The organism is Rhodococcus sp. AQ5-07 (assembly GCF_009707305.1).
GTDB classification, from domain to species: Bacteria; Actinomycetota; Actinomycetes; order Mycobacteriales; family Mycobacteriaceae; genus Rhodococcus_F; species Rhodococcus_F erythropolis.
The window spans coordinates 804,805-827,997 of sequence record NZ_CP046099.1; the positions used below are offsets into that span (position 1 = coordinate 804,805).

The 23,193-nt window shown below is 63.8% G+C and carries 23 protein-coding genes; 15 read left to right on the forward strand and 8 right to left on the reverse strand.

Annotated features, from left to right (window positions below):
- Positions 1-16: 16 nt before the first annotated feature.
- Positions 17-814: a ParA family protein gene (locus GJB56_RS03780; protein WP_003940948.1), complete on the forward strand. Its 798-nt coding sequence runs from the start codon at positions 17-19 to the stop codon at positions 812-814.
- A gap of 15 nt (positions 815-829) precedes the next feature.
- Here GJB56_RS03780 and GJB56_RS03785 read toward each other — a convergent pair whose 3' ends face one another.
- Positions 830-2,032 (reverse strand): Rv3212 family protein, encoded by a 1,203-nt coding sequence (locus GJB56_RS03785; protein WP_195849580.1) that lies wholly within the window; start codon positions 2,030-2,032, stop codon positions 830-832.
- Positions 2,033-2,041: 9 nt separating this feature from the next.
- Positions 2,042-3,646 (reverse strand): DEAD/DEAH box helicase, encoded by a 1,605-nt coding sequence (locus tag GJB56_RS03790; protein WP_113683003.1) that lies wholly within the window; start codon positions 3,644-3,646, stop codon positions 2,042-2,044.
- A gap of 400 nt (positions 3,647-4,046) precedes the next feature.
- Here GJB56_RS03790 and GJB56_RS03795 point away from each other — a divergent pair, with 400 nt between their 5' ends.
- Complete coding sequence (locus tag GJB56_RS03795) at positions 4,047-4,742, forward strand: ferritin-like fold-containing protein (RefSeq protein WP_029255047.1); 696 nt, start codon at positions 4,047-4,049, stop codon at positions 4,740-4,742.
- A gap of 107 nt (positions 4,743-4,849) precedes the next feature.
- The gene (locus tag GJB56_RS03800) at positions 4,850-5,080 is read left to right on the forward strand and encodes a DUF3107 domain-containing protein (protein WP_113683001.1); all 231 of its coding nucleotides are present in this window, start codon (positions 4,850-4,852) and stop codon (positions 5,078-5,080) included.
- 69 nt (positions 5,081-5,149) lie between these two features.
- On the opposite strand, the gene GJB56_RS03805 is transcribed toward GJB56_RS03800, so the two are convergent.
- Positions 5,150-5,821, reverse strand: a complete 672-nt coding sequence (locus GJB56_RS03805; protein WP_003942309.1) for a TetR/AcrR family transcriptional regulator — start codon at positions 5,819-5,821, stop codon at positions 5,150-5,152.
- Positions 5,822-6,150: 329 nt separating this feature from the next.
- Here GJB56_RS03805 and GJB56_RS03810 point away from each other — a divergent pair, with 329 nt between their 5' ends.
- The 3 genes from GJB56_RS03810 to GJB56_RS03820 are packed head-to-tail and all read left to right on the forward strand — an operon-like array spanning position 6,151 to position 9,332.
- Complete coding sequence (locus tag GJB56_RS03810; RefSeq protein ID WP_153212496.1) at positions 6,151-7,197, forward strand: DUF3152 domain-containing protein; 1,047 nt, start codon at positions 6,151-6,153, stop codon at positions 7,195-7,197.
- Between the two features lie 47 nt (positions 7,198-7,244).
- Positions 7,245-8,432, forward strand: coding sequence for an adenylyltransferase/sulfurtransferase MoeZ (gene moeZ, locus GJB56_RS03815; protein WP_019747808.1), 1,188 nt, complete (start codon positions 7,245-7,247; stop codon positions 8,430-8,432).
- A gap of 45 nt (positions 8,433-8,477) precedes the next feature.
- Entirely contained in the window at positions 8,478-9,332 is an 855-nt protein-coding gene (locus GJB56_RS03820) for a TIGR02569 family protein (RefSeq protein ID WP_007731227.1), read from the forward strand.
- Here the strand turns inward: GJB56_RS03820 and GJB56_RS03825 are convergent.
- Positions 9,329-10,009, reverse strand: a complete 681-nt coding sequence (locus GJB56_RS03825) for a FadR/GntR family transcriptional regulator (RefSeq protein ID WP_020907120.1) — start codon at positions 10,007-10,009, stop codon at positions 9,329-9,331. The two genes, GJB56_RS03820 and GJB56_RS03825, sit on opposite strands and share 4 nt — an antisense overlap.
- A 93-nt stretch (positions 10,010-10,102) precedes the next feature.
- On the opposite strand from GJB56_RS03825, the gene GJB56_RS03830 reads away from it, so the two are divergent.
- The 7 genes from GJB56_RS03830 to GJB56_RS03860 all read left to right on the forward strand — a co-directional run bounded on the left by GJB56_RS03830 (position 10,103) and on the right by GJB56_RS03860 (position 18,419).
- Positions 10,103-11,365 carry an MFS transporter gene (locus tag GJB56_RS03830; protein WP_019747810.1) on the forward strand — a complete coding sequence of 421 codons (1,263 nt, stop codon included), beginning with the start codon at positions 10,103-10,105 and terminating at the stop codon, positions 11,363-11,365.
- A 113-nt stretch (positions 11,366-11,478) separates the two neighbouring features.
- Complete coding sequence (locus GJB56_RS03835; protein WP_085989607.1) at positions 11,479-12,879, forward strand: MFS transporter; 1,401 nt, start codon at positions 11,479-11,481, stop codon at positions 12,877-12,879.
- Positions 12,880-12,928: 49 nt separating this feature from the next.
- The gene (nirB, locus tag GJB56_RS03840; protein WP_069145898.1) at positions 12,929-15,430 is read left to right on the forward strand and encodes a nitrite reductase large subunit NirB; all 2,502 of its coding nucleotides are present in this window, start codon (positions 12,929-12,931) and stop codon (positions 15,428-15,430) included.
- Between the two features lie 90 nt (positions 15,431-15,520).
- Positions 15,521-15,934: a nitrite reductase small subunit NirD gene (gene nirD / locus GJB56_RS03845; RefSeq protein ID WP_021343732.1), complete on the forward strand. Its 414-nt coding sequence runs from the start codon at positions 15,521-15,523 to the stop codon at positions 15,932-15,934.
- Positions 15,931-17,091, forward strand: a complete 1,161-nt coding sequence (locus GJB56_RS03850; RefSeq protein WP_019747814.1) for a uroporphyrinogen-III synthase — start codon at positions 15,931-15,933, stop codon at positions 17,089-17,091. Before nirD ends, GJB56_RS03850 begins: the two co-directional genes overlap by 4 nt.
- Complete coding sequence (locus GJB56_RS03855; RefSeq protein WP_113683000.1) at positions 17,078-17,827, forward strand: sirohydrochlorin chelatase; 750 nt, start codon at positions 17,078-17,080, stop codon at positions 17,825-17,827. Before GJB56_RS03850 ends, GJB56_RS03855 begins: the two co-directional genes overlap by 14 nt.
- Complete coding sequence (locus GJB56_RS03860) at positions 17,772-18,419, forward strand: maleylpyruvate isomerase family mycothiol-dependent enzyme (RefSeq protein WP_020907123.1); 648 nt, start codon at positions 17,772-17,774, stop codon at positions 18,417-18,419. The genes GJB56_RS03855 and GJB56_RS03860 overlap by 56 nt, the downstream gene beginning before the upstream one ends.
- Before the next feature lie 35 nt (positions 18,420-18,454).
- Here GJB56_RS03860 and GJB56_RS03865 read toward each other — a convergent pair whose 3' ends face one another.
- Positions 18,455-19,222: an 8-oxoguanine DNA glycosylase OGG fold protein gene (locus GJB56_RS03865; RefSeq protein ID WP_113682999.1), complete on the reverse strand. Its 768-nt coding sequence runs from the start codon at positions 19,220-19,222 to the stop codon at positions 18,455-18,457.
- 89 nt (positions 19,223-19,311) lie between these two features.
- Here GJB56_RS03865 and GJB56_RS03870 point away from each other — a divergent pair, with 89 nt between their 5' ends.
- Both GJB56_RS03870 and GJB56_RS03875 read left to right on the forward strand, forming a co-directional pair.
- Positions 19,312-19,890, forward strand: a complete 579-nt coding sequence (locus tag GJB56_RS03870) for a hypothetical protein (protein WP_113682998.1) — start codon at positions 19,312-19,314, stop codon at positions 19,888-19,890.
- Entirely contained in the window at positions 19,887-20,240 is a 354-nt protein-coding gene (locus GJB56_RS03875; RefSeq protein ID WP_042951430.1) for a hypothetical protein, read from the forward strand. The genes GJB56_RS03870 and GJB56_RS03875 overlap by 4 nt, the downstream gene beginning before the upstream one ends.
- A 5-nt stretch (positions 20,241-20,245) precedes the next feature.
- Here GJB56_RS03875 and GJB56_RS03880 read toward each other — a convergent pair whose 3' ends face one another.
- Genes GJB56_RS03880 through GJB56_RS03890 form a run of 3 tightly spaced genes read right to left on the reverse strand, consistent with a single transcriptional unit; the run spans position 20,246 to position 23,142 of the window.
- Entirely contained in the window at positions 20,246-21,997 is a 1,752-nt protein-coding gene (locus GJB56_RS03880; protein ID WP_113683103.1) for an NTP transferase domain-containing protein, read from the reverse strand.
- Positions 21,998-22,046: 49 nt separating this feature from the next.
- A complete protein-coding gene (locus tag GJB56_RS03885) occupies positions 22,047-22,343 on the reverse strand; it encodes an MGMT family protein (protein WP_019747820.1) in 297 nt (98 codons plus the stop codon).
- 10 nt (positions 22,344-22,353) lie between these two features.
- Positions 22,354-23,142: an alpha/beta hydrolase gene (locus GJB56_RS03890; RefSeq protein ID WP_195849581.1), complete on the reverse strand. Its 789-nt coding sequence runs from the start codon at positions 23,140-23,142 to the stop codon at positions 22,354-22,356.
- Positions 23,143-23,193 lie beyond the last annotated feature (51 nt).

Genomic DNA, 23,193 nt, shown 5'->3' on the forward strand with positions numbered 1-23,193 from the left:
GCGCAAGGATCTACGTGTGACGACGGTTCTCGCAGTGGCGAATCAAAAGGGCGGCGTGGCTAAAACCACTACCGTCGCTTCTCTCGGTGCGGCTTTGTCCGCGCTCGGACAACGAGTTCTGGTGGTGGATCTCGACCCGCAGGGCTGCCTGACGTTCTCGCTCGGACACAACCCGGATCGCCTCGAGCGTTCGGTCAACGAGGTCCTGGCGGGTGATCTCGACGCGGTCGACGCCGTGCTGAAAACGGACGACGGTATGGATCTCCTGCCGGCCACCATCGATCTCGCGGGCGCCGAAGCGCTGCTCCTGATGCGACCCGGTCGAGAGTTCGCGCTCAAGCGGGCGCTGTCTCCGCTCCTGGGTTCTTACGACGTCATCATCATCGACTGCCCACCGTCGTTGGGTGTGCTCACACTCAACGGATTGACTGCGGCGCAGTCGGTTCTGGTTCCACTGCAATGCGAAACCCTCGCACACCGCGGCGTCGGACAGCTGCTGCGTACGGTTCGCGAAGTCCAAGCCATCACCAACCCGGATCTTGTTCTGCTCGGCGCACTTCCGACTCTGTACGACGCTCGAACCACGCACAGTCGCGACGTACTCGCTGACGTCAGTGACCGCTACTCCCTCGCCGTTCTGGCGCCGCCGATTCCACGGACCGTCAAGTTCGCCGAGGCCTCTGCTTCCGGCGCGACGGTCCTTGCCGGGCGAAAGAACAAGGGCGCGGATGCCTATCGAGAACTCGCCGACAATCTCGTAAAGCATTGGGCTGGAAATGAAGTCGTGACTTTCGCGCCGGAACTGGCGCTCTGAGGAAGGCGAGAGCTTCTAGCGCAGCGCGAACAAGGTATCGCCGCGCTGTTCCAGAATCGTCTCGCCCGCACTGGCGAGCACGATCGGCGTCGTCGTCTCACCGCGGTCGACTGCGATCATGCGCTGCACCGCTCCGTCCGACGGGCTGACGGCTGCAATCCCGCCCGGAACAGGGATGAGCATCTGACCGGCGACCATGCTTCCGGGCCCGGACGTTCCGTTGACTATCCACGTCGGAGCCAGGTCGCTCAGGCGGAGGTTGACCGTCTGAGAGCCGGTCCACCACGTGATCGAAGCCTTGTCGGCGTGGGTGCGGGCCCCTTCGGTCACCGCTCCCTCGATCGGATAGTCGACGATCGGATTGCCGGTTCCGTCGAAAATGGTGATGCGAGAAGCGGTTCCGTTGGCGGCAGGGAGGTAGACGGCCGTCTTCTCGCCGGCCACGGCCAGCAGGCGGGCGCCTTCGGAGTCGAGGAGAATCGAGGATCCGTACTCTTCGGGTTCCTGGGCGTCCTTCGGTGCGGGGTTCATCACCGTCAACCTGTTGGAGGCTTCACCCGGGCAGCGTTCGAGTACCGAGACTCGGTTGGCGCTCGACGCAGCGTCGAGCAGCGTGCATCCGGTGCGGGGTTGCTTGTTCGGATTGACCTTCGCGTCGACCCTGCCGTACTCGAGAGTTCGGACGAGGTCCGAGCGCCACAGTTCCATTCGCTCACTGCCGCGTGAGATCAGATAGGTGCCGTCCGCCGACAAGGTGACCGCGGAATCGGCGTCGCTGTTGCGCTGGTCCTTTCGGGCGCCGGTGTCGGCGACCAGTGACGTGACCTGAGAGCAACCGCGATCGTCCTGATAGACGCTGACGACGCGATCCCACGAACCGATCGCACCGCACAGGGGAATGTTGCGCGCGTATCGCCATACTTCTTCGCCTGTTGCCGGGTCGCGGCCGATCACTTCGGAACCGTCGGCGGTGACGACGGCATTTCCGACGGTGATCGGTGCCGTCGAGTCGGCACTGGGAGATTCCCACGTCTGCTTCAGGATGTCGGGTAACAACACCGACGTCGACAGAGGTGGGAGTGGAGATTCGGCGGTGACCGAGGTGGTTCCGCGCGCATCACTGCGCAACCACACCACGGTCACCGCCACGATTACTGCCAGCGCGATTGCCAGCGCACCGATCACATCTGAGCGAGTACGCCTTTCGGGAGCCAGCACATCGGCAGCTTACTCTGCGGCGCCTGCCGTCGCGGAAGCCGCGGGGCGACGACGCCGACGGCGACGCGGCTTGGCCGCTCCGTCTTCGTCCGAGTTCTCGGTAGCGGTTGCCGCCGGTGCCGAAGGGGGAGCTGTGGTGGCGCCGGCGGTGGTGGACGTCGTGGCGTCGGTCGAAGCACCAGCGCGGGTACGGCGGCGAGTCCGGTTGCGACGAGGCGCGGCCTTCTCTTCGTTGCCGTCGGCGTCAGCCGACTTCGACGCGTCCGCTTTGTCCGTTGCCGCCTTGTCGGTTGCAGCCTTCTCAGGGGCGGGCTTGGCCTTGCGAACAGTGCCCTTGGCGTCGGCCGGAATCGACAGCTCTTCGTAGAGGTGCGGCGAGCTCGAGTACGTCTCGACCGGATCGGGGATTCCGAGGCTCAGTGCCTTGTCGATGAGCTGCCAGCGAGGAATGTCGTCCCAGTCGACCAGCGTGACGGCGATACCGGTGCGTCCGGCGCGGCCGGTGCGACCGATGCGGTGGACGTAGGTCTTCTCGTCCTCGGGGCACTGGTAGTTGATGACGTGGGTGACATCGTCGATGTCGATGCCGCGTGCGGCGACGTCGGTGGCGACCAGCACGTCGACCTTGCCGTTGCGGAAGCCCTTCAGGGCCTTCTCGCGGGCAATCTGTCCGAGGTCACCGTGGACGGCACCGACGGAGAAACCGCGCTCGGCGAGATCGTCGGCGACTTTCTGGGCTGTGCGCTTGGTGCGGGTGAAGATCATCGTCGCGCCGCGGCCTTCGGCCTGCAGAACGCGGGCGACCATCTCGGCCTTGTCGAGAGCGTGCGCACGGTAGATGTGCTGGCTCGTGCGGTCGTGCACTGCGGAGGATTCGGCTTCCTCGGCGCGGATGTGCGTCGGCTGCGTCAGGAAGGTGCGAGCCAGGGTGATGATCGGGCCGGGCATCGTGGCGGAGAAGAGCATCGTCTGACGCTTGTCGGGGACCATGCCCATGAGGCGTTCGATGTCGGGGAGGAATCCGAGGTCGAGCATTTCGTCGGCCTCGTCGAGGACGAGAACGCCCACTTTGCCCAGGATCAGGTGCGACTGGTTGGCGAGGTCGAGCAGGCGACCCGGGGTGCCGACGACAACGTCGACGCCCTTCTGCAGTGCCGAGATCTGCGCCTCGTACGGCCGACCGCCGTAGATGGGCAGAACCTGGAGGCCTCGGTCGCCGACTCGGAGGTACTTGCTGGCGTTCTCGAGGTCGCGAGCGACCTGGATGCACAGCTCGCGGGTGGGAACGATGATCAGAGCGCGTGGCGTGCCGTCGAGGACAGCCGTGCCGTTCTCGGCGGTGACGATGCGATGCAGGAGCGGGACGCCGAAACCGAAGGTCTTGCCCATTCCGGTGCGGGCCTGACCGATGAGGTCGTCACCGGCGAGAGCCAACGGAAGGGTGAGTTCCTGGATGGCGAAGGTGCGCTCGATGCCGATCTCGTTCAGTGCGCGGACGATTTCGTCGCGTACACCGAGTTCGGCGAAGCTCGGGGGTACATGGGTGTCGTCGAGCTGGACGGAAACGGTGTTCTCGGTTGCTTCGTCTTCGTGGTCGACAGTGATCTTGCTCAGGGGACTAGCCTTTCCTCGTGGCGGTACGCACGCACAAGGTAAGGGGCCAGGCCGTAAATCGGCCGATGTCGATGCCCTCTTTTTCTTCGGTCATGCCTACGCCTCAGCACTGAATTCCACTCGGACGAATTCGAACCGTCCGGAGATCTCGGCGAAGCGGGCAACAACCGTCGATGCAGGTGCGCGCACATTATCGGTGGGGTCCGCGTGAGCACAGTCGTGTCAGCTGACCTAAAGCAGCCGTCCCGGCTAATCACAAGAGCCGGGGGAACTGGCGAACTCCCAAGACCATTGTAGCTGCACGTTGTCCGCCCCTCGCGATGACATGTCGAAGATCACCGAATCGGACATGCGGTCCTTGGCGGTCGCGTCGGTCGTCGAAGCACTACAGTTCGTAGTCATGGGCGCACACGATCTTGATGCTTCGACGGACGCTGGAACCGGAGGCCGAGTCGCTTCCGATCACCCCGGCGTGATCGATTTGTTTGCCGTTCTCGCCTACGGCGAGATTTCGGCGTTCTACCGGTTGGCGGAGGACGCACAAATGGCACCGGACCTGCGAGGCAAGGTGGCGTTCGCCAGCATGGCCGCCGCCGAGATGGACCACTTCGAGACTCTGGAAACGGCGCTGACGGAACGTGGCCACGAGATCTTTGCCGTCATGGACCCGTTCGTTCGTGCTCTCGACAACTATCACGCGTCGACGACACCGTCGACGTGGCTGGAATCGCTCGTGAAGGCGTACGTCGGCGACGGAATCGCTGCCGATTTCTACCGCGAGATCGGGCACTCCCTCCCGGCGGATGTCGCCGAGATCGTCGAGGACGTGCTGTCCCAGACGGGCCACTCGGAGTTCGTGGTGCTCGAGGTGAAGGCAGCAGTGGAGGCCAGCACCCGCGCCAAGGACCGGCTGATGTTGTGGGGACGCCGTCTTCTGGGTGAAGCAATCACGCAGGCGCAGTTCGTGCTGGCGCAGCGTGAGGACCTCACGGATCTGGTGATCTCGGCCTCGGGTGACCTCAACGGAGTTGTCGCGTTGTTCGACGGTATGCAGGCAAAGCACGCCGAGCGGATGGCGATTCTCGGACTCGTCTAGGTGCCTGTTCGCTCTGGGCACAGCGTGCAGAGGAGCGTGGGCGGTCGCTGCTGCATTAGCCTTGCGTCGACAACGGATGTAATTCACGAACAGTTCGGAGGTTGACCGTGGAGGTCAAGATCGGTGTAATCGACAGCCCGCGTGAGCTCATCGTCAACAGCGAACAGACCCCTGACGAGGTCGAGACACTGGTCGCGGCTGTCCTCGGTGGCCGCGAGCCGGTTCTGGCTCTCGTCGACGACAAGGGCCGCAAGTTCCTGGTGCAGGCTTCTCGTGTGGCGTACGTGGAGATCGGTCCGTCCGATATCCGCAAGGTCGGATTCGCGCCTAACGTCTGACGCGTAGCTGTAACAGCAGAATGGGCGGGCAGTCGTGAGACTGCCCGCCCATTCTCGTTCGGGTTCCGGTTACTTGGTTTCGGCCTGCAGCGGCACGTGTGAGAGACCGCCCCACGCCAGTGTCACGGTGATTTCCACGGCCTCTTCCTTGGGGATCGGCCGCGCGGCTTCGAGCCAGTACCGCGCAGTGAACTGGCTGGCACCGACCAGACCGACCGCAAGAATGCGCGCGCGGTACGGATCGAGTCCGGAATCCTGACTGACCAGGTCGAACACGGCGTCGACGCAGGCTTCGGTGGCTTGTTCGACGCGTGTCTGGACCTGAGGTTCGCCCATGATGTCGGACTCGAACACCAGGCGGAAGCCCTGCGAGTCGTTGTCGACGAAGTCGAAGAACGCCTGGACTGCGGCGCGGACACGCTGTTTGTTGTCCGTCGTCGATCGCAGGGCCTGGCGTACACCCGAGATGAGGCTGTCGACATAACTCTGCAGGACTGCGACATACAGTTCGAGCTTGCCTGGAAAGTGTTGGTACAGGACTGGCTTGCTGACACCGGCACACTCGGCGATCTCGTCCATGCCGGCCGAGTGGTACCCGTTCGCGACGAATACCTCACTTGCAGCTGCGAGGAGCTGGAGGCGGCGCGCATCGCGGGGGAGTCGGGTGCTGCGACGTGTTCCGGCAGGCTTGCCAGCCGTTGTACCGCGATCGGAGTCTGTCCGATCCGCGAGTTCTGTCATGTCGCTTCCAATCTGAGCAAAAGTAAATTCGGTCGGCGCGCGGATCCGCGAGTCGCGTGTGCGTACCCGCCAGTATCCTCCGTCACACCGGTCGTAGCCGAATGAACGATACCGTGTGTCGCCCGGGCGAGTCGCGCGTGCCTCGGTGAGCGAGACCAGCGGTCTTTCTCGTTACAGGACGGGTTGCCATGACACGCCAGGACCAGCATGTTTCGGTCAGCCCGGGCGAGTGACTTGCCGTGTGTGAGATTCTGGACGACGTGACTGACCCAGGGGGACCGCGCATGCGTGGACGAACTACGCAGAACCCTGAACGTGAGGAACGTCGAATGCGTAGCGGAACTGGAGCGCCCCGCGACGAACGTCGGCCAGAGGTGCCGGATGATCGTGCCTACGGCGAACGCGACTATCGCGGCATTTCCTCCCATCAGCCCTTGCGTGCCCAGTGGGATCCGACCAAACGAGAAGTGGGCCGAACCCCGCGTAATCCGCGGCCCGACCGGGCAGCGCGAAAGCAGAGCAAGCTCGGGCGCTTCGTCTCGACCTACGGTTGGCGGGCCTACGCGATTCCGGTTCTCGTGGTGCTCACCATCCTTGTGATCGTCGACGCAGTACGTCCGGACGCCACAGACACCGCGAGCAAGACGTCGGCTACTGCCGACCTCGCACACAGCACCGACGGAACCGACGTCATCGGTGCGCCGCCGGCCGGAGACGGAACCTTTGCGTCGTCGATACCGTCCGGCGCTCTCCCCGACGGTGGTCCGTTCACCGTCGCGGGCGGCGGAACGTGGCACGTCGTACCGGGTACGACGGGCAAGGTCGGACAGGGAACCGAACGCGAGTTCACGTACACGGTCGAGATCGAGGACGGCGTCGACACGACCGGTTTCGGCGGTGACGAATCGTACGGACGCATGGTCGATCAGACGCTGGCAAATCCGAAGAGTTGGACCAATGATCCCAAGGTCGCGTTCCGGCGCGTCGACGCGGGCGAGCCGGACTTCCGGATCTCCTTGACCTCGCAGATGACTATCCGTGAAGGCTGCGGATACGAGATCGAACTCGAAGGATCCTGCTACAACCCGAGCATGGACCGAGTCCTGCTCAACGAACCGCGATGGGTGCGAGGCGCCATTTCGTTCCAGGGTGACATTGGTTCGTATCGGCAGTATCAGATCAATCACGAGGTCGGCCATGCCATCGGATACGCCGCTCATCAGCCGTGCGAGACCGAAGGCGGACTCGCACCGATCATGATGCAGCAGACCTTCGGAACCGCGAACAACGACATCGCTAGGCTTGATCCCGAGGGCGTCGTTCCGATGAACGGACTCACGTGCCGCTTCAATCCGTGGCCGTACCCCCGAGCGTGACCGGATCGAGAATCCCTGATCTCGTCTTGAACTAGGAGTGTTTCGCGGTGTCTGCAACACCCGTCGTATTGCCACCACTGGTGGAGCCGGCAGCCGAGTTGAGCCGGGAGGAAGTTGCCAGATACAGCCGGCACCTGATCATCCCGAACGTGGGCATGACCGGCCAGAAGCGGCTCAAGAATGCGCGAGTCCTGTTCATCGGCGCCGGTGGATTGGGTTCGCCTGCACTGCTCTATCTCGCGGCCGCAGGAGTGGGCACCATCGGGATCGTCGAGTTCGACGAGGTCGACATGTCGAACCTGCAGCGTCAGGTGATTCACGGACGCTCCGACGTCGGACGCCCGAAGGCGGTCAGCGCGAAGGAGTCGATTCTCGAGATAAACGAGCACGTCGACGTCCGGTTGCACGAATTCCGCCTGGACAACTCCAACGCGGTCGAACTGTTCTCGGAGTACGACCTGATCCTGGACGGTACGGACAACTTCGCGACGCGGTACCTCGTCAACGATGCCGCCGTCATCGCCGGAAAGCCGTACGTGTGGGGCTCGATCTACCGCTTCGAAGGGCAGGTCTCGGTCTTCTGGGAAGACGCCCCGGACGGCGCGGGACTGAATTATCGCGATCTTTACCCGGAGGCGCCGCCGCCCGGAATGGTCCCCTCGTGCGCCGAGGGCGGTGTTCTCGGAGTCCTGCCTGCGACCGTCGGTTCGATCATGGCGACCGAGGCGGTCAAGCTCATCACGGGGATCGGCGAACCGCTTCTCGGGCGCCTGATGATCTACGACGCTCTTGCGATGACGTTCCGGACGATCCGCCTTCAGCGTGATCCGACCCGCGTGCCGGTCACCGCCTTGATCGACTACGACGCGTTCTGCGGCGTCGTGTCCGAAGAGGCGAGCGCTGCTGCTGTCGGTTCTACGATCACGGCGCCGGAGCTGGAGGCCATGATCGGCGAGGGACGATCGATCGAGCTGGTAGACGTACGAGAACCAGTTGAATGGGACATCATGCATCTGCCGGGGGCGGTGCTGATCCCGAAGGACCGCATCCTTTCCGGTGAAGCTCTGGCGACGTTGCCGCAGAACAAGCAGATAGTTCTGTACTGCAAAACCGGCATTCGTTCGGCCGAGGCACTGGCCTTTCTCAAGAACGCCGGTTTCTCCGACGCAGTTCATGTTCAAGGCGGCGCGATCGCCTGGGCGAACCAGGTGGATGCGAGTCTGCCGGTCTACTAGGCGCGCCTCGCGGGAGGCGGCGCCGCGCACCGGTAGCGTTGGGGTGTGAGCACAGGCCAACCTCCCCAGCACGTGTGCTCCACCTTCGGCCTCCGTGAAGTCGATCCCATCCCACTCGGTGCGGATTGGGACGGCGGGTGGCTGTGTGGAGACGTCGTCCTTTCAGCAGTCGCGGATCATGCCCGCGCAGCGTGGTCGGCGAAGGTGCGAGAGAACCTCGAAGTCGACGGCGTTCGGCTGGCTCGACCGGTGCGTTCGACTGACGGTCGTTACGTCGTCTCGGGCTGGCGTGCCGACACATTCATCGTCGGATCGCCGGAACCACGTCACGACGAAGTGGTCTCGATGTCCTGCCGACTGCATGCGGCGACGGCCTCGCTCGAGCGCCCGCGCTTCCTTGCACAACCGCCGGTGCCGCCGTGGGCCGAGGTCGACGTATTCGTCGCCGCTGATCGCGCGGCATGGGAAACGGTTCCGCTGAGGATCGCGAAGGGCGTCGAGCAACTCGAGACGCCCACTCCTGACGGTCGCAAAAGTCTGGAACTGATTGCCGGGCTCGCTACTTTGCGGAAGCCGGTGCAGAGCCCGGACCAGCTCGTGCACGGCGATCTGTTCGGGACGGTGCTGTTCTCGGGCAGTATGGCCCCCGGAATCACCGACATCACGCCGTATTGGCGACCGGCTGCGTGGGCCGCTGCCGTCGCTGTGGTCGACGCGATCTCGTGGGGCGGTGCCGACGAGGCACTGGTCGGCCGGTGGGAAGATCTCCCCGAGTGGCCGCAGATGCTTCTACGTGCGGTGATGTTCCGCCTGGCAGTTCATGTTCTGCATCCCCGCTCGACGGCGGACGCGTTCCCGGGGTTGGCCCGTACTTCCGACATCGTGCGCTTGCTGCTCTAGATAGGGGCGCCGGTACCGAAGTCCGAGACCAGGCCCTCGAACAGCTCGCGTGCGGCGTTCGAGGCGGCCACGGTGTTCCCGTCGACGACAGCGTTGACGAGGTTCGCGTGCTGCGAGTGGAATCCTTCGCCGGTTGCATCGATGTGCTGTTGGATCGTGGTCTCGATGACGGGGAGCAGGGAGTCGTAGAACTCCAGGTAGACCTCGTTGTGGCTGGCCGCGACGATTGCTCGGTGCAGGGCGACGTCCGCGGTGGTGGCAGCGTCGATGTCCTGACCCTCCCATGACGCGGTGCGAAGCTCGAGTAGTCGCGTCAGTTCGGCGATGTCGTCTTCGGTTCGCCGTGCGGCGGCGAGGGTGGCCGCAGTGATGTCGAGTGCGCGCCGAAGTTCGAGTACATCCCGCTGGTGGGCGCCGGCAAAGTAGTTGCCGAGAGTGCCACCGAGGTCGGAGACAGCAACGACGTAGGTGCCCGATCCCTGACGACGTTCCAGCATTCCGGCGTGAACGAGCGCCTGGACCGCCTCGCGCACGGTATTGCGACCGGTCCCGGTCAGCTCCGACAGTTCCGGTTCGGTGGGGATTTTGGAACCGATCGGCCAGGTTCCGCTCCGGATCTCGTTGCGGAGTTGTTCGGTGACCTGCGAGATGAGACTTGCGCGTCGAACGGGTTGCACGTGGTTGTTTCCTCGGGTCCGGGTAAGTGGTGTGAATGTGACGTTAGATTACCGCGCTTGTGCGAGTTCGTCCGGTCATCCTATGATTTGCCGGTGACTGCTCAACTGGAGAGAACCGAAACCCGCTCGTTGATACAAGGCCGTGTGCTCGTCTTCGCAGCGATTGCGATGTCTGCGCTCGTACTTCGACTTGCGGTGACCTCGTTCTCGCCGTTGGCGGCCGAGATTCGCGACGAGATCGGCTTCTCCGCCTCGATCGTCGGTGTCTTCGGCATGGTTCCGACCGCAATGTTCGCCATCTTCGGTCTCATCACTCCCGCCATCGCGAAACGTATCGGGCTCGAGCGAACGGCCCTCGTCGCGATGCTCATGGCCGGCGTCGGAATGCTGTTGCGCGCCATGATGTCTCAGACATGGTCGTTGCTGGCCCTCTCGGCTTTGGCACTGGCAGGCATGGGAATCGGCAATGTCGTGATCCCACCGTTGGTCAAGCGGTACTTCTCGGATCGCCTCGCCACCATGAGTTCGGTCTACATCGTGGCCGTGCAGATCGGCACCATCGTTCCGGCGTTCGTCGCAGTCCCGGTCGCCGACGCCTTCGGGTGGCGGTTCTCGATCGGCTGGTGGTCCGCCTTCGGCTTCGCCGCAGCAGTGCCGTGGTTGATCACCCTCGCTCGCTCGCGCAAAGCTCGCGCGAACGAAGCCGGGTCCGTCGAGAATGCATCGGATTCGGTTGCGGCAGTGGCAGAACAGCCACGCGGTCAGGTCTGGCGTTCTCCCGTGGCCTGGGGGATGGCCGGCATGTTCGGCATGACCTCACTGATCACGTATTCGATGTTCACGTGGATTCCCTCGATCCTTCGTGACGCCGGAGCCAGTGATGCGTTCGGCGGAACGATGGTCGGAATGTTCTCGGTGATCGGGCTCGTCGCAGCGTTCGGTGCGCCGACCCTGTGCGCCCGCATGGCCAATCCCTTCCCTGTCGTGATCGCGTGTGCCGTCTGCTACCTGGTCGGCATGGGCGGGCTGTACTTTGCCCCGATGGCGGCGCCGGTCGTGTGGGTTGTCGTCCTGGGCCTCGGTCCGAGCACGTTCCCGATGTCGCTCACGCTGATCAACCTGCGTACTCGTTCGCACATCGGTTCCTCGGCACTGTCCGGCTTCACCCAGGGCATCGGCTACTCCGTTGCCTGCCTCGGTCCGCTCCTGTTCGGCGTTTTCCACGACGTGTCCGGTGGATACGCTGCGCCGTTCGGCCTGCTCGTCGTCGCTGTGATCGTGGTGCTCCTGGGCGCCTACCAGGCATGCAAGCCTCGGATGCTCGAGGATTCCTGGCACGCACCTGCGAAAAACTAGCTCACACCCGGTCTCGTTACCGGGTGAGGATCAATTGACTTCGCGGTCATCGCACGCAGCACCGGCGCAATAACCGTTTTCTACCTTTGGGTCTCCAACATATTCAGGAGGCCCTGGTGAGTCATTACATCGAGCATTGGGATGCAGAGGACGTCGACGCCTGGGAATCCGGCGGCAAGGACATCGCGAAGCGGAACCTGATCTGGTCAGTGGTAGCCGAACACGTCGGCTTCTCGATCTGGTCGATCTGGTCCGTGATGGTGTTGTTCATGCCGACGGATATCTACGGCATCGACGCGGCCGGAAAGTTCTTCCTCGTCGCAGTGCCCACACTTGTCGGGTCGGTCCTCCGCATTCCATACACGGTTGCCACCGCACGGTTCGGTGGTCGCAACTGGACCGTCATGAGTGCGCTGTTCCTCTTCGTACCAACACTTCTCACGCTCTACCTGATGATGAATCCGGGTGCGTCGTACACCACGTTCATGTTGGTAGCGGCCACTGCAGGTATCGGCGGCGGCAACTTCGCGTCGTCGATGACCAACATCAATGCCTTCTACCCGCAACGCCTCAAGGGGTGGGCGCTCGGTCTCAATGCCGGCGGCGGCAACATCGGTGTGCCGATGATCCAGCTGATCGGTCTGCTGGTGATCGCCACCGTCGGTAACCGTGCTCCGTGGATCGTGTGCGCTGTCTATCTCGTGTTCATTGCCGCTGCTGCCGTCGGTGCCGCGCTGTTCATGGACAACCTGGGCAACCAGAAGTCGGACCTGCGCTCGATGGCCAAGGCACTCAAGTTCTCCGAGTCGTGGGTGATCAGCTTCCTGTACATCGGTACGTTCGGTTCCTTCATCGGATTCAGCTTCGCCTTCGGTCAGGTTCTGCAGATCAACTTCCTCGCCGGCGGTGCCACTCCTGCCGCGGCCGCGCTGCATGCAGCACAGATCGCCTTCATCGGTCCTCTCCTCGGTTCGATCGCTCGCCCCCTCGGCGGCAAACTGGCCGACCGGATCGGCGGCGGCAAGATCACCATGTGGACGTTTGTCGCCATGGCATTCGCTGCATCGATCCTCGTGACGGCCGGAACGATGGACGACAACACCGCGGGCGTCGCCAGCGCCGGAATCATGGTGACATTCGTTCTCGGATTCATCGCCCTGTTCCTGCTCTCCGGCATCGGAAACGGATCCGTTTACAAGATGATCCCGGCGATCTTCGAGGCGAAGGCTCAGAGCTTCGACCACATGGATCGAAGCGAGAAGGCAACGTGGTCGCGCAGTATCTCCGGTGCTCTCATCGGATTTGCCGGTGCGGTAGGCGGTTTGGGCGGCGTAGGCATCAACCTGGTGCTGCGCGCGTCGTACAGCAGCCCCGCCAAGTCGGCGACCATGGCCTTCTGGGTGTTCCTGGCCTTCTACATCGCCTGCATCGCAGTCACCTGGTTCGTCTTCCTGCGCAAGCCGTCGACGCTGACCACAGACGTCGACGAGGCGAAGGTCGCAGTCACGGCGTGAGCGGTCCGCAGAATCTCAGAACTATCTCGTACCTCAGGAAGTAGGCGTCATGAGCAAGTCGGTTGTTGTCATCGGACACGGAATGGTCGGACACCGATTCGTCGAGGCACTGCGTTCGCGCGACGAAGCGAACAACTGGTCGGTGACCGTACTCTGCGACGAGCAGTACGCAGCGTACGACCGAGTCGGGCTGTCCTCGTACGTCGGAGCGTGGGACCCCAAGGAATTGGCACTGGCCGGCAACGATTACGTCGGCGACAGCCTGGTCGACCTCCGAGTGGGGGAAGGCGCGCTCTCGATCGACAAAGATGCACGCACGGTCGCGACGACAACCGGCGAGACGATCTCCTACGACGCTCTGGTGATGGCGACCGGTTCGTATCCGTTCGTGCCTCCCGTACCGGGGCACGACGGCGACGGATGTTTTGTCTACCGCACCCTCGACGACCTCGACGGTATCCGGGCCGCCGCCGAGAAGGCGGGTCCTGGCGCTGTCGGCGTCGTGGTGGGCGGCGGTCTTCTCGGACTCGAGGCGGCAAATGCTCTCTCGCTCATGGGAATGACGGCACATGTCGTCGAACACAATGCGCGATTGATGCCGATGCAGGTCGACGAGGGCGGCGGTGCACTGCTCGCTCGCCTCGTCACCGAACTCGGTCTCACCGTTCACACCGGAGTCGGGACGGCGGGAATCTCGCAGGCCGACAACGGAATTGTGGTCGAACTCTCCGACGGCTCCACCATCGACGCGTCGCTGCTCGTCTTCTCCGCCGGAGTTCGTCCGCGAGATCAGCTGGCCCGCGACGCCGGCATCGCAGTGGGGGAGCGCGGCGGCATCCTGACCGACCTCGGCTGCGTGACTTCGGACGAGAACATCTATGCCGTCGGAGAATGTGCTGCGGTGGAAGGCCGTTGCTACGGTCTGGTTGCTCCCGGCTACACGACGGCCGAGATCGTGGCCGATCGTCTGCTCGGCGGCGCCGCGGATTTCCCGGGCGCCGACATGTCCACCAAGCTCAAGCTCATGGGCGTCGACGTCGCCAGTTTCGGTGACGCGATGGCGACCTCACCGGGAGCTCTCGAAGTTGTCCTCAGCGACGCGTCCAAGGGGACGTACGCGAAGCTCGTGGTCTCCGATGATGCGAAGATCCTGCTCGGCGGCATTCTTGTTGGTGACGCATCGGCCTACGCGTCACTGCGCCCGCTGGTCGGTCGCGAACTACCCGGTGACCCGGCGACATTGATCTCGCCTGCGGGGGAGAAGCCGGGTGCAGGCTCGCTGCCCGACGATGCCGAGGTGTGCTCGTGCAACGCGGTGACCAAGGGAGCCATCTGCGGCGCAATCGCGGCCGGCGCATGCGACATTGCTTCGGTGAAGGCGTGCACCAGCGCCGGAACCACTTGTGGCGGTTGCCTTCCCACTGTGAAGCAGCTGCTGGCCGATTCCGGCGTCGTGATGTCGAAGGCACTGTGCGAGCATTTTGCGCAATCGCGGGCCGAGTTGTTCCAGATCGTCCAGTCGACGCAGACCAGAACCTTCTCGGCGCTGATCGCCAAGTACGGCAAGGGCGCCGGTTGCGACATCTGCAAGCCCGTAGTCGCTTCGATTCTGGCATCGACGGACTCCGATCACATCCTGCACCGCCAGCAGGCGTCGTTGCAGGACACCAACGATCACTTCCTCGCGAACATCCAGAAGAACGGTACGTACTCCGTGGTACCTCGTATGCCTGGCGGCGAGGTCACGGGTGAGCAGCTCATCGTCATCGGTGAGGTGGCGCGTGACTTCGGCTTGTACACGAAGGTGACCGGCGGTCAGCGCATCGACTTGTTCGGGGCTCGTGTCGAACAGTTGCCCGCGATCTGGAAGCGTCTCGTCGACGCCGGGATGGAATCGGGTCAGGCGTACGGCAAGTCCCTGCGGACGGTCAAGAGCTGCGTCGGTTCGAGCTGGTGCCGCTACGGCGTTCAGGACTCGGTGGGAATGGCCGTCGACCTCGAGAACCGCTACCGCGGCCTGCGTTCGCCGCACAAGATCAAGTTCGGCGTCTCGGGATGTGCTCGTGAATGCGCCGAAGCGCGTGGCAAGGACGTCGGCGTCATCGCGACGGAGAACGGTTGGAATCTGTATGTGGGCGGCAACGGCGGACAGTCGCCCAAACACGCTCAACTGCTTGCCGGAGGCCTCGACGACGCAACCTTGGTCAAGTACATCGACCGCTACCTCATGTTCTACATCCGCACCGCCGATCGCCTCCAGCGCACGGCGCCGTGGGTCGAATCACTCGAAGGCGGACTCGATCACCTCAAGGCCGTTATTTGTGAAGACAGCCTGGGAATCGGCGAAGAACTCGAGGCTCTGATGGCCAAGCACGTCGAGGGCTACCAGGACGAATGGGCTGGTGTGCTGGGTGATCCGGAGAAGCTGTCGAGGTTCGTCTCATTTGTGAATGCACCGGAAGAAGCCGACCCGACGGTTGTGTTCGACGAGACCGGAGTGCGCAAGGTTCCAGTCCTGATGGGTATGCCGAGCATCCCTACGCGCCGGTAATAGTCGCGTAACCCGTGGGAAACACGGGGTCCGTAGAAACGTAGACAAGAACCCGCGCGACGTTGTCGCCGGATCGACAGGAGGACTTCGATGAGTGTCATCGATGCGCAGATCGCCAAGCTGGATTCGGATCGACTCGAATGGACGTCGGCCTGCCCGCTGAGCCATCTGATCCCTGGACGCGGGGTCGCCGTGCTTCTTCGCGGCGGCGAGCAGGTGGCGCTGTTCCTGCTAGAGGACGGCACACTGCGGGCTGTCAGCAACTTCGATCCGTACGGCCGCGCCGCGGTGATGTCACGCGGACTCGTCGGCGACCGGGACGGTGAACCGATCGTGGTCTCGCCGCTGCTCAAGCAGGCGTTCTCGCTGGTCGACGGCCGAGCGCTGGACGACTCCACGGTCGCGCTGCCGGTATACGGAGTTCGCGTGTGGGCAGGCGTCGTTCAGGTACACAGCCTTCAGATGCAGGGCGTTCGCTCGACTGTCGCCGATGCAGTCTCGTGAGTGACGACATGCCGTTGGCTGGATTCACGGTAGGTATCACCGCTTCGCGCCGCGCCGAGGAATTCGCGACGTTGCTGACTCGTCGGGGAGCGGACGTCGTTCACGCTCCGGCGATTCGGATCATCCCTCTCGCCGACGACCGCGAGCTCGAAAGGGTGACACAGCAGATCATCTCGGATCCTCCCGAGGTGGTTGTCGCCACCACCGGGATCGGATTCCGGGGTTGGCTGGAAGCAGCCGACGGGTGGGGTGAGGCGGAAAATCTCGGATCCGCGTTGGGCTCGGCTCGTCTGCTCGCGCGCGGACCCAAGGCCAAAGGGGCAATCCGCGCGGCCGACCTTCGTGAAGAATGGTCTCCGGCATCCGAGTCTTCCGCCGAAGTGCTCGAACATCTTCTTGCAGAAGGTGTCTCGGGAAAACGAATCGCCGTTCAACTGCACGGCGCCACTACCGAATGGGAGCCGATTCCCGATTTCTGTCAGGTGCTGCGCGACGCGGGCGCCGAGGTCATCGCGGTCCCTGTCTATCGATGGGAACCGCCGGAGGATCCGACGCTGCTCGACCGGATGATCGACGCCATCGCTTCAGCTGGAATCGACGCCGTCAGCTTCACCAGTGCACCGGCCGTTGCGTCGATGTTGATGCGCGCCGACAAGACCGGGGATCTCGGCGACATTCTCGACGCGATGCGGGGTCCGGTGGCGGCAATGTGCGTCGGCCCGGTCACCTCGGCGCCGCTCGAAGCCTTGAATGTACCGACCACAGCCCCGGCGCGGGCACGTCTCGGGGCGCTCGCGCGACACATCGTCGACGAACTCCCGCAGCGAGCCAACAAGATTCAAGCCGGTGAACACGAAATCAGCATCCGCGGCGGTTGCGTCGTCGTGGACGGTGAAGTGAAGCAATTGCCGCCGGCTGCGATGTCGTTGATCCGCACTCTCGGTGCCAGCCCCGGCCGAGTCGTCTCCCGCGATGAACTTCTGGCATCTCTTCCCGGAGGCGGCGGCGACACCCATGCCGTCGAGACCGCCGTCGCCCGATTGCGCGCGTGCCTCGGTGCGCCCAAAGCCGTTCAGACCGTGGTCAAGCGGGGCTATCGACTTGCCCTCGACCCCGGCGACTACGTACAGAATCCAGGTGACTATGCAACGCGATGACGATGTACTCGTACTGGTAGCTCACGGCACGCGTAGCCCACGTGGCGTGGAAATGGTTGCTGCCCTTGCCGAAGCCGTCGGCACGCGCGTCGGACGCACGCGCGTTGCCTTCGTCGATGTGCTCGGTCCGTCACCTTCTGAAGTCCTCCGGGACACTCCGGGGCGAGCGATTCTCGTACCGGCCTTCCTGGCGTCCGGCTACCACGTTCACACCGATGTTCGACGCGAAGTGGCGATCAGTGAGCACTCGGCTGTGACTGTGACGCCCGCACTCGGACCCGATCCGGCGCTTGCGCGCGTGCTGCTCCGACGCTTGGCCGAAGCGGGGTGGAGTCCAGGCGACGCGATAGTGCTTGCTGCCGCCGGGTCCTCCGATGCGCGGGCGCTGCGAGACGTCGAGCGTGCCGCGCTGATGCTCGCCGAAGCGGCGGGGATCCGGGTGGACATCGGATACATCGCGACCGGGCAACCGAAGGTAGCCGATGTCGTTGCAGCAGCACGCGTTCGCGGCGCGAAGCGAGTGTTCGTTGCCTCGTACCTCCTCGCACACGGACTGTTTCACGAAAGATTGCACGCTGCAGGAGCCGATGGCGTGACCGAACCGCTCGGCGTCGATCCGGGAGTGGTGGACCTTGTCGTGAATCGGTATGAGAGTGCGCGAAGGGAACTAGTATCGCTGCATGACGTCTCACTCCGTAACGCCGACGTATGCCGACCTGGTCGCCGCAGTTCGTGAATCCGACGTCAAGGCACAGGCTCTCATCGGCGGACTGACCGAAGAGCAGGCGCGGGAGCCCTCCGGGCTCCCCGGGTGGAGCCGGGGACACGTCGTGACGCACATGTCGCGCAACGCCGACGCGCTGGGCAGATTTGTCGCCGGAGTGCAGGGCGGCGAATCGGGGGAGATGTATCCCGGGGGACCGGACGCGCGCAATGCTGCAATCGAGGAAGGTGCAGATCGCCCGGCTGAGTTGTTGGCTCTCGACTACCGCTTCTCGGGAACGAGACTGGTCGACGCGTTGTGCGAGATCCAGGCAGATCGACTGGACACGCCGGTGCCGTGGCGCAAACCTGTGACGGCATTCGATCTGCCGATTCTGCGCTGGAACGAGATCGAGATTCACCTGATGGACCTCGACATCGGCTACACCTGCCACGACTGGCCTGCCGAGTTCGTGGAATTCACTCTCGCCCGTCAGTTGGGCGCACTCGAGACAGCGGTCCCGGGTGTACGTGTTCCTTCGCTGTCGGATGCGGAGACCTTGGCCTGGTTGGTCGGGAGGCCGACGAGGGTGGGGCTGCCGACCCTCCCGGCCTGGCCTTTCTGAGACACGGCCTTTCTGAGATGCAGCCTTTCTGAGAGTTAGAACAGGGTGGGGGCGCTGACGTCGTTGCGTGCTTGGGCCAACCGCGCACTCCACCGTTTCACCAACCACATCTCGACGATCTCGGGTTGGGTGCCGGCGGCATAGGCCCAACTGTCGAGCAGTTCGCAGTACCGGCGGTAGCGACGCGTCGTGAAGCCCGTGACGGAAGGATCCTCGAGCCAGCCCTCGTGGATGAGTGTCGAGACGCCGTACTGATCGATCATCTGAGCGCGTCGGCCTTCGTCCTGTACGCCCACCGCCCACATGAAAGCGGCCATGAGTGATACCCCCACGCCGGGCGTGAGTGGCCACCCGGACCAGGTGTCGCGCCGCACGACCGGCATCGACTTGTTTTTCGAACAGTGATCGAGAATGGCTGTGATCTGGGTCAGCGGATCCTCGTCTTCGCGGTGATGCGGATTGAAGACGTTGGGGAACCGCCGCATGAACCGTCTGCTTTCGTGCGAGCCCTGCCAGGCCGCGCAGAGAAAGAGCAGTCCGAGGCCGTCGTGCTGGGCGACAACGAGGTCGCTCGACGGGCGAAGGTCGTTGCGTTGAACGATGGCTCGGCCTTCGGTGATCACTTTGCCGTCGAGGTCACGCCCGCGCAGGCTGATGGTGTGGCCGGCGTCCTTCAGGTGCGCGTTCCACCAATCCAGGTCGACGGTCGCTTCGTCGTCGAGGACGTGCAGTGGAAAGGTGCGGGAGCGGCACCACTCGACCAATGCGTCCGGCGGTTCGAATCCTTCGTCGACACGATTCATGGCGCGATGATCCCACGAGTCGCCGACAGGAATTCGTCCGACGCGCAGGTCACCGAGATGGAACCGGACACTCGCGGTACGCTCCGCTCATGAATTTGGCGTCCTCGCAGGTGCGGCCGGCGCTGTGGACGGTAGCCATCGCCTTGACGGCCACGGGTCTGAGCGGATGCATCGGTGCCGTCGATCGGATGGATTTCGACAACCAGATGCGCGAACGTGGCGGTGGGATGACGTCGGAGTTGGTGCGAGGCGGGTTCGACAGCCTCGCACATAGATACGGCGTCGACGCGATATCGGTGACCAGCATCGACATCAGCCCGATCGAGACGCTCGGGGTCACCGTTCGTGACCCCGGGAAGCCGTCACAGCTCGACAGATTCTCTTTCGACGGCGTCATTCTCGGCGAGCCCATCCCCGTGCAAGTCAGTGTCACCGACGATCTCGATGCGCGATCGTTCACGCTGGATCAAGTGCCGGCATTGGCGAATGTCGAGAAGTTGGTCGACGACGCGCTGGCTAGCAGCGGAGTCGACGACGGCGAAGTCACCGGGATCTCGGTCAGTCGAACCGAGTCGATACACGCCTCCGTGATGGTGGAATCCCCACGCTCGCGAGTACTTGTGGTCTTCGAGCCTGACGGAACTCCCTTTCTGGTGCAGCCGCTGTGAGCCGCCGAATCGCTCCGTTACTGATCTCGGTAGCGGTGATCGTGGTCGTGGGAATCTTTGCCGCACTGCTGTCTTCGGTGATCTGGCCCGGCCAGGTCGCGCACTTGGCGCCGATCTTCTGTGAAGAACCGACATCGAGCGCGATGGTCGTCTCGGATTCCTTTACCGACGGCGACGGTACGTCCACCAATTTCACGCTGTACTGCGTCGGACCGCGCGGTCAGACCGTTGATGCCGGCTGGCTGCTGCCGTTCTTGGTGCTGTGGGGCGTGTATTCGCTGGTGCTCGCGATCGTGGTCGGCGTGATCGTGCTGGCGGACGTCGGCCGGCGCAGGTGCCGAAACCGCTGACCCGATCAGCGTGGGATGACGACCAATTCGGCGACGGCGCCGTCGCCGGAGTGTGCCGGTACGAGTGCAAACGCCGAGCGTTCGATCAACCCCGCAAGGTGCGCGGTACGTACAGACGGATCGGCGCGCCAGCGACCGTCTTCGGATTGTGTCACCGGCAACAGGCGTACCGCATCGGAACTCACCGCAGCGGCGTTCTCGATGATGCCTAGCAGTGGCGGTGGCGTGTCGCTTCCGGTCAAGGCGGCCATGACGGTGGGCAGCATCGTCAACAGGGTGGTCACGGCGGCATACGGATTGCCGGGCAGGCCGAGAACCACCAGACCACTGGGCAGGACTGCCGTTATCTGAGATCCGCCGGGGCGCGAGGCGACTCGCCCGACAATCGTGCGAGCGCCGAGTCGATCGAGCGCGCTGCGCATTTCGTCGGCAGCGCCGCCGCCCGTCGCACCGATGACGACGAGTAGATCGGCTTCCTGGTCGACTCCGTCTGCGAGCACCCGCTCGAAACTGTCCGCAGTGTCTCTCAGGTGCGAATTCGCCACGCACCGTACGCCGTTGCTTTCCAGTATGTAGGGGAGAATCCCGCCGACGGAGTCGCGAGTCTGACCTTCACGCAGTGGACCGGTCCGCCGGATCTCGTCGCCGGTGACTATCAGGCGTGCCCGTACCGGACCACGGACGAGGGCGTCGAACACTTCACCGCTGGCAGCTGCGGAGATCACCGCCGGAGTGACCGCGGTACCTGTCGGGGCGATCGTGAATCCGGTGGTCCAATCTTCCCCTCGTGGTCGAGCGTCGTTGCGGTGCGGCGCATCCGGCATTCTCCGTACCATCCGAGATGGCTCGTCGACGGACAGATACTCGTCACGAATTACCGAGGTGGCGCCGAGGGGCAGGTGTGCTCCCGTGGCAATGCGAATCGCTTCACCTTCGCCGAGTTCGAGTTGCCCGTCGGCGCCCGCGATGCGGATCTCGGTGCGGATTCGCCAGGGGCCCTCGCCGGAGACCGCGTACCCGTCCATCGCCGAAACGTCTGACCTGGGAAGATCACCCAGGGCGACCAGAGGCTGCGCGAGCGTTGCTCCGAGGCTGTCGGCGAGATCGGCACGGTGCGGCGGCAATGCTGTCAGCGAGTTCCTGACGGCGGCGCGGGCTTGATCGACCGTCAGCCGCGGATGGCTTCGCGCGCGATCGATGTCTTCCGGTGTGTCGCAGTCGGTCGTACCAGCGACACTCAGCGTCGAGAACGGCTCGGTGACAATCGCTTTCATAGGTTGGTTCTCCAGCCCCGAACTCTCCCGCAATGTGGACAGGCGTTGCCGGAGTTCGCGAAATGTCCATGCGGAGAACAGGAATTGGGTTCGGTTGTTCTCGTCCACGGCACACGTCACCGGATTGTCCGTCGACGTGGCAGCGATCAAGGCGTCGACTGATTCGGCCTCGATGTGCGGCAGGTCGGACGCCAGCACCACCACCACGGCGTTATCGGGTAACCGGGTCGCAGACAACCCGGCCCAGATCGCCTCGACAGGGCCGGCTCCGGCCGGAGATTCCTGAGTTTGGGTGATTCCAGGATCAAGTTCAGGTCGATGCGGGCCGACCACGACGACGGCGTCGAGATGCGACGCTGCTGAAAGCGCGATGTCGAGGAGCCTGCGACCGTGTACGAGAAGGCCAGGTTTGTCGACACCACCCATTCTGGTCCCGCGACCACCCGCCAGAATGACGGCGGCAGTCGGCGGCATGGTGGTCATGCCTCCATGCTGCCCCATCGCCGGGGTGAGGACGACCGGTGACACGGGATCAGAAGTGAAACCGTGCCTTCTTCAGGTCGATCCGACCCTCCTTGATCGGTACCCCTTCGAGTTCGAGCTTGGCGATCTGACGATGAGCCAGGTGCGCCGACGGTTTGCCGGAGGCGCCGAGAACCCGATGCCACGGCAGGTCGGCAGAGTCCGTCCGCATGATCCAACCGACCGTGCGAGCACTGGAAAGTCCTGCAGCATCAGCGATATCGCCGTACGTCGCCACGAAACCGGCCGGAATCGACGCGATGAGTCGCCGTACCTCTTCGATCTGCTCTTCGGTGGTGGCTGCCATGTCGGTTCCTTCAGAGCACGCTGCGAACGAGGGCGGCGACTTCGTCGGCCCGCACGTGCGGGACCATGTGGTCACAGTCGAATTCGACGCTGGTCAGATTTTCACCGAGGTGCTCGGTGAGCGCTGCCCGGAACTCGTCGGTGACGTACGGAGGCTGGACTTTCATTGCTTGAACCAGCACGGTCGGCATCGAAGGCGGTGGCAGCACGATCGGGCGAGCGAGTTCGCCCCACCCGGTCACGATCGCGGGCGTGGACAGGCGCCAGTTGACGCGCCCGTTGCCCAGTTGAATCAGGTGCTCGGCCATCTCGACGTCGAGGTCCTGGGTGGAAACCTCACCCCACGAGCCGTGAATCTTCTCGGAGTACGCCTCGGCCGCATCGGTGTAATCCGGTGAGCCGATTGTGAGTTCGGCCACTTCCTGCATGAAAGTCGGATCCAAGCCGATCGCTGGATCGAGCAGAACGAGCCCACGAACGCGTTCCGGCGCGGTGGCCGCGAGGTGAAGCGCCAGCATTCCGCCGAACGAATGCGCGACGATCACCACCGGTCCGTTTGCATGTTCGTCCAGTGTCTCGAGCAGGCTCTCCACGTGGGATTCGATGTTCCACGGGGGAGCCCAGGTCGAGCGTCCGTGACCACGCAGATCGGGCGAGATCCAGCGCGCTTGGGGCAGTTGGTTCTCTGCCATCGACTGCCAACGGCGGCCGTGACCGGTCAGACCGTGCAGCGAAAGGATCTCCGGCGCCCCGACGGGTCCGTAGAGATACGTATGGAGTGCAGACACGAGGTCAATCATGCCGGAAGCAGGCGATGTGTGAGTTGTCGGTGCGCTCTGGTGGAATGCCTG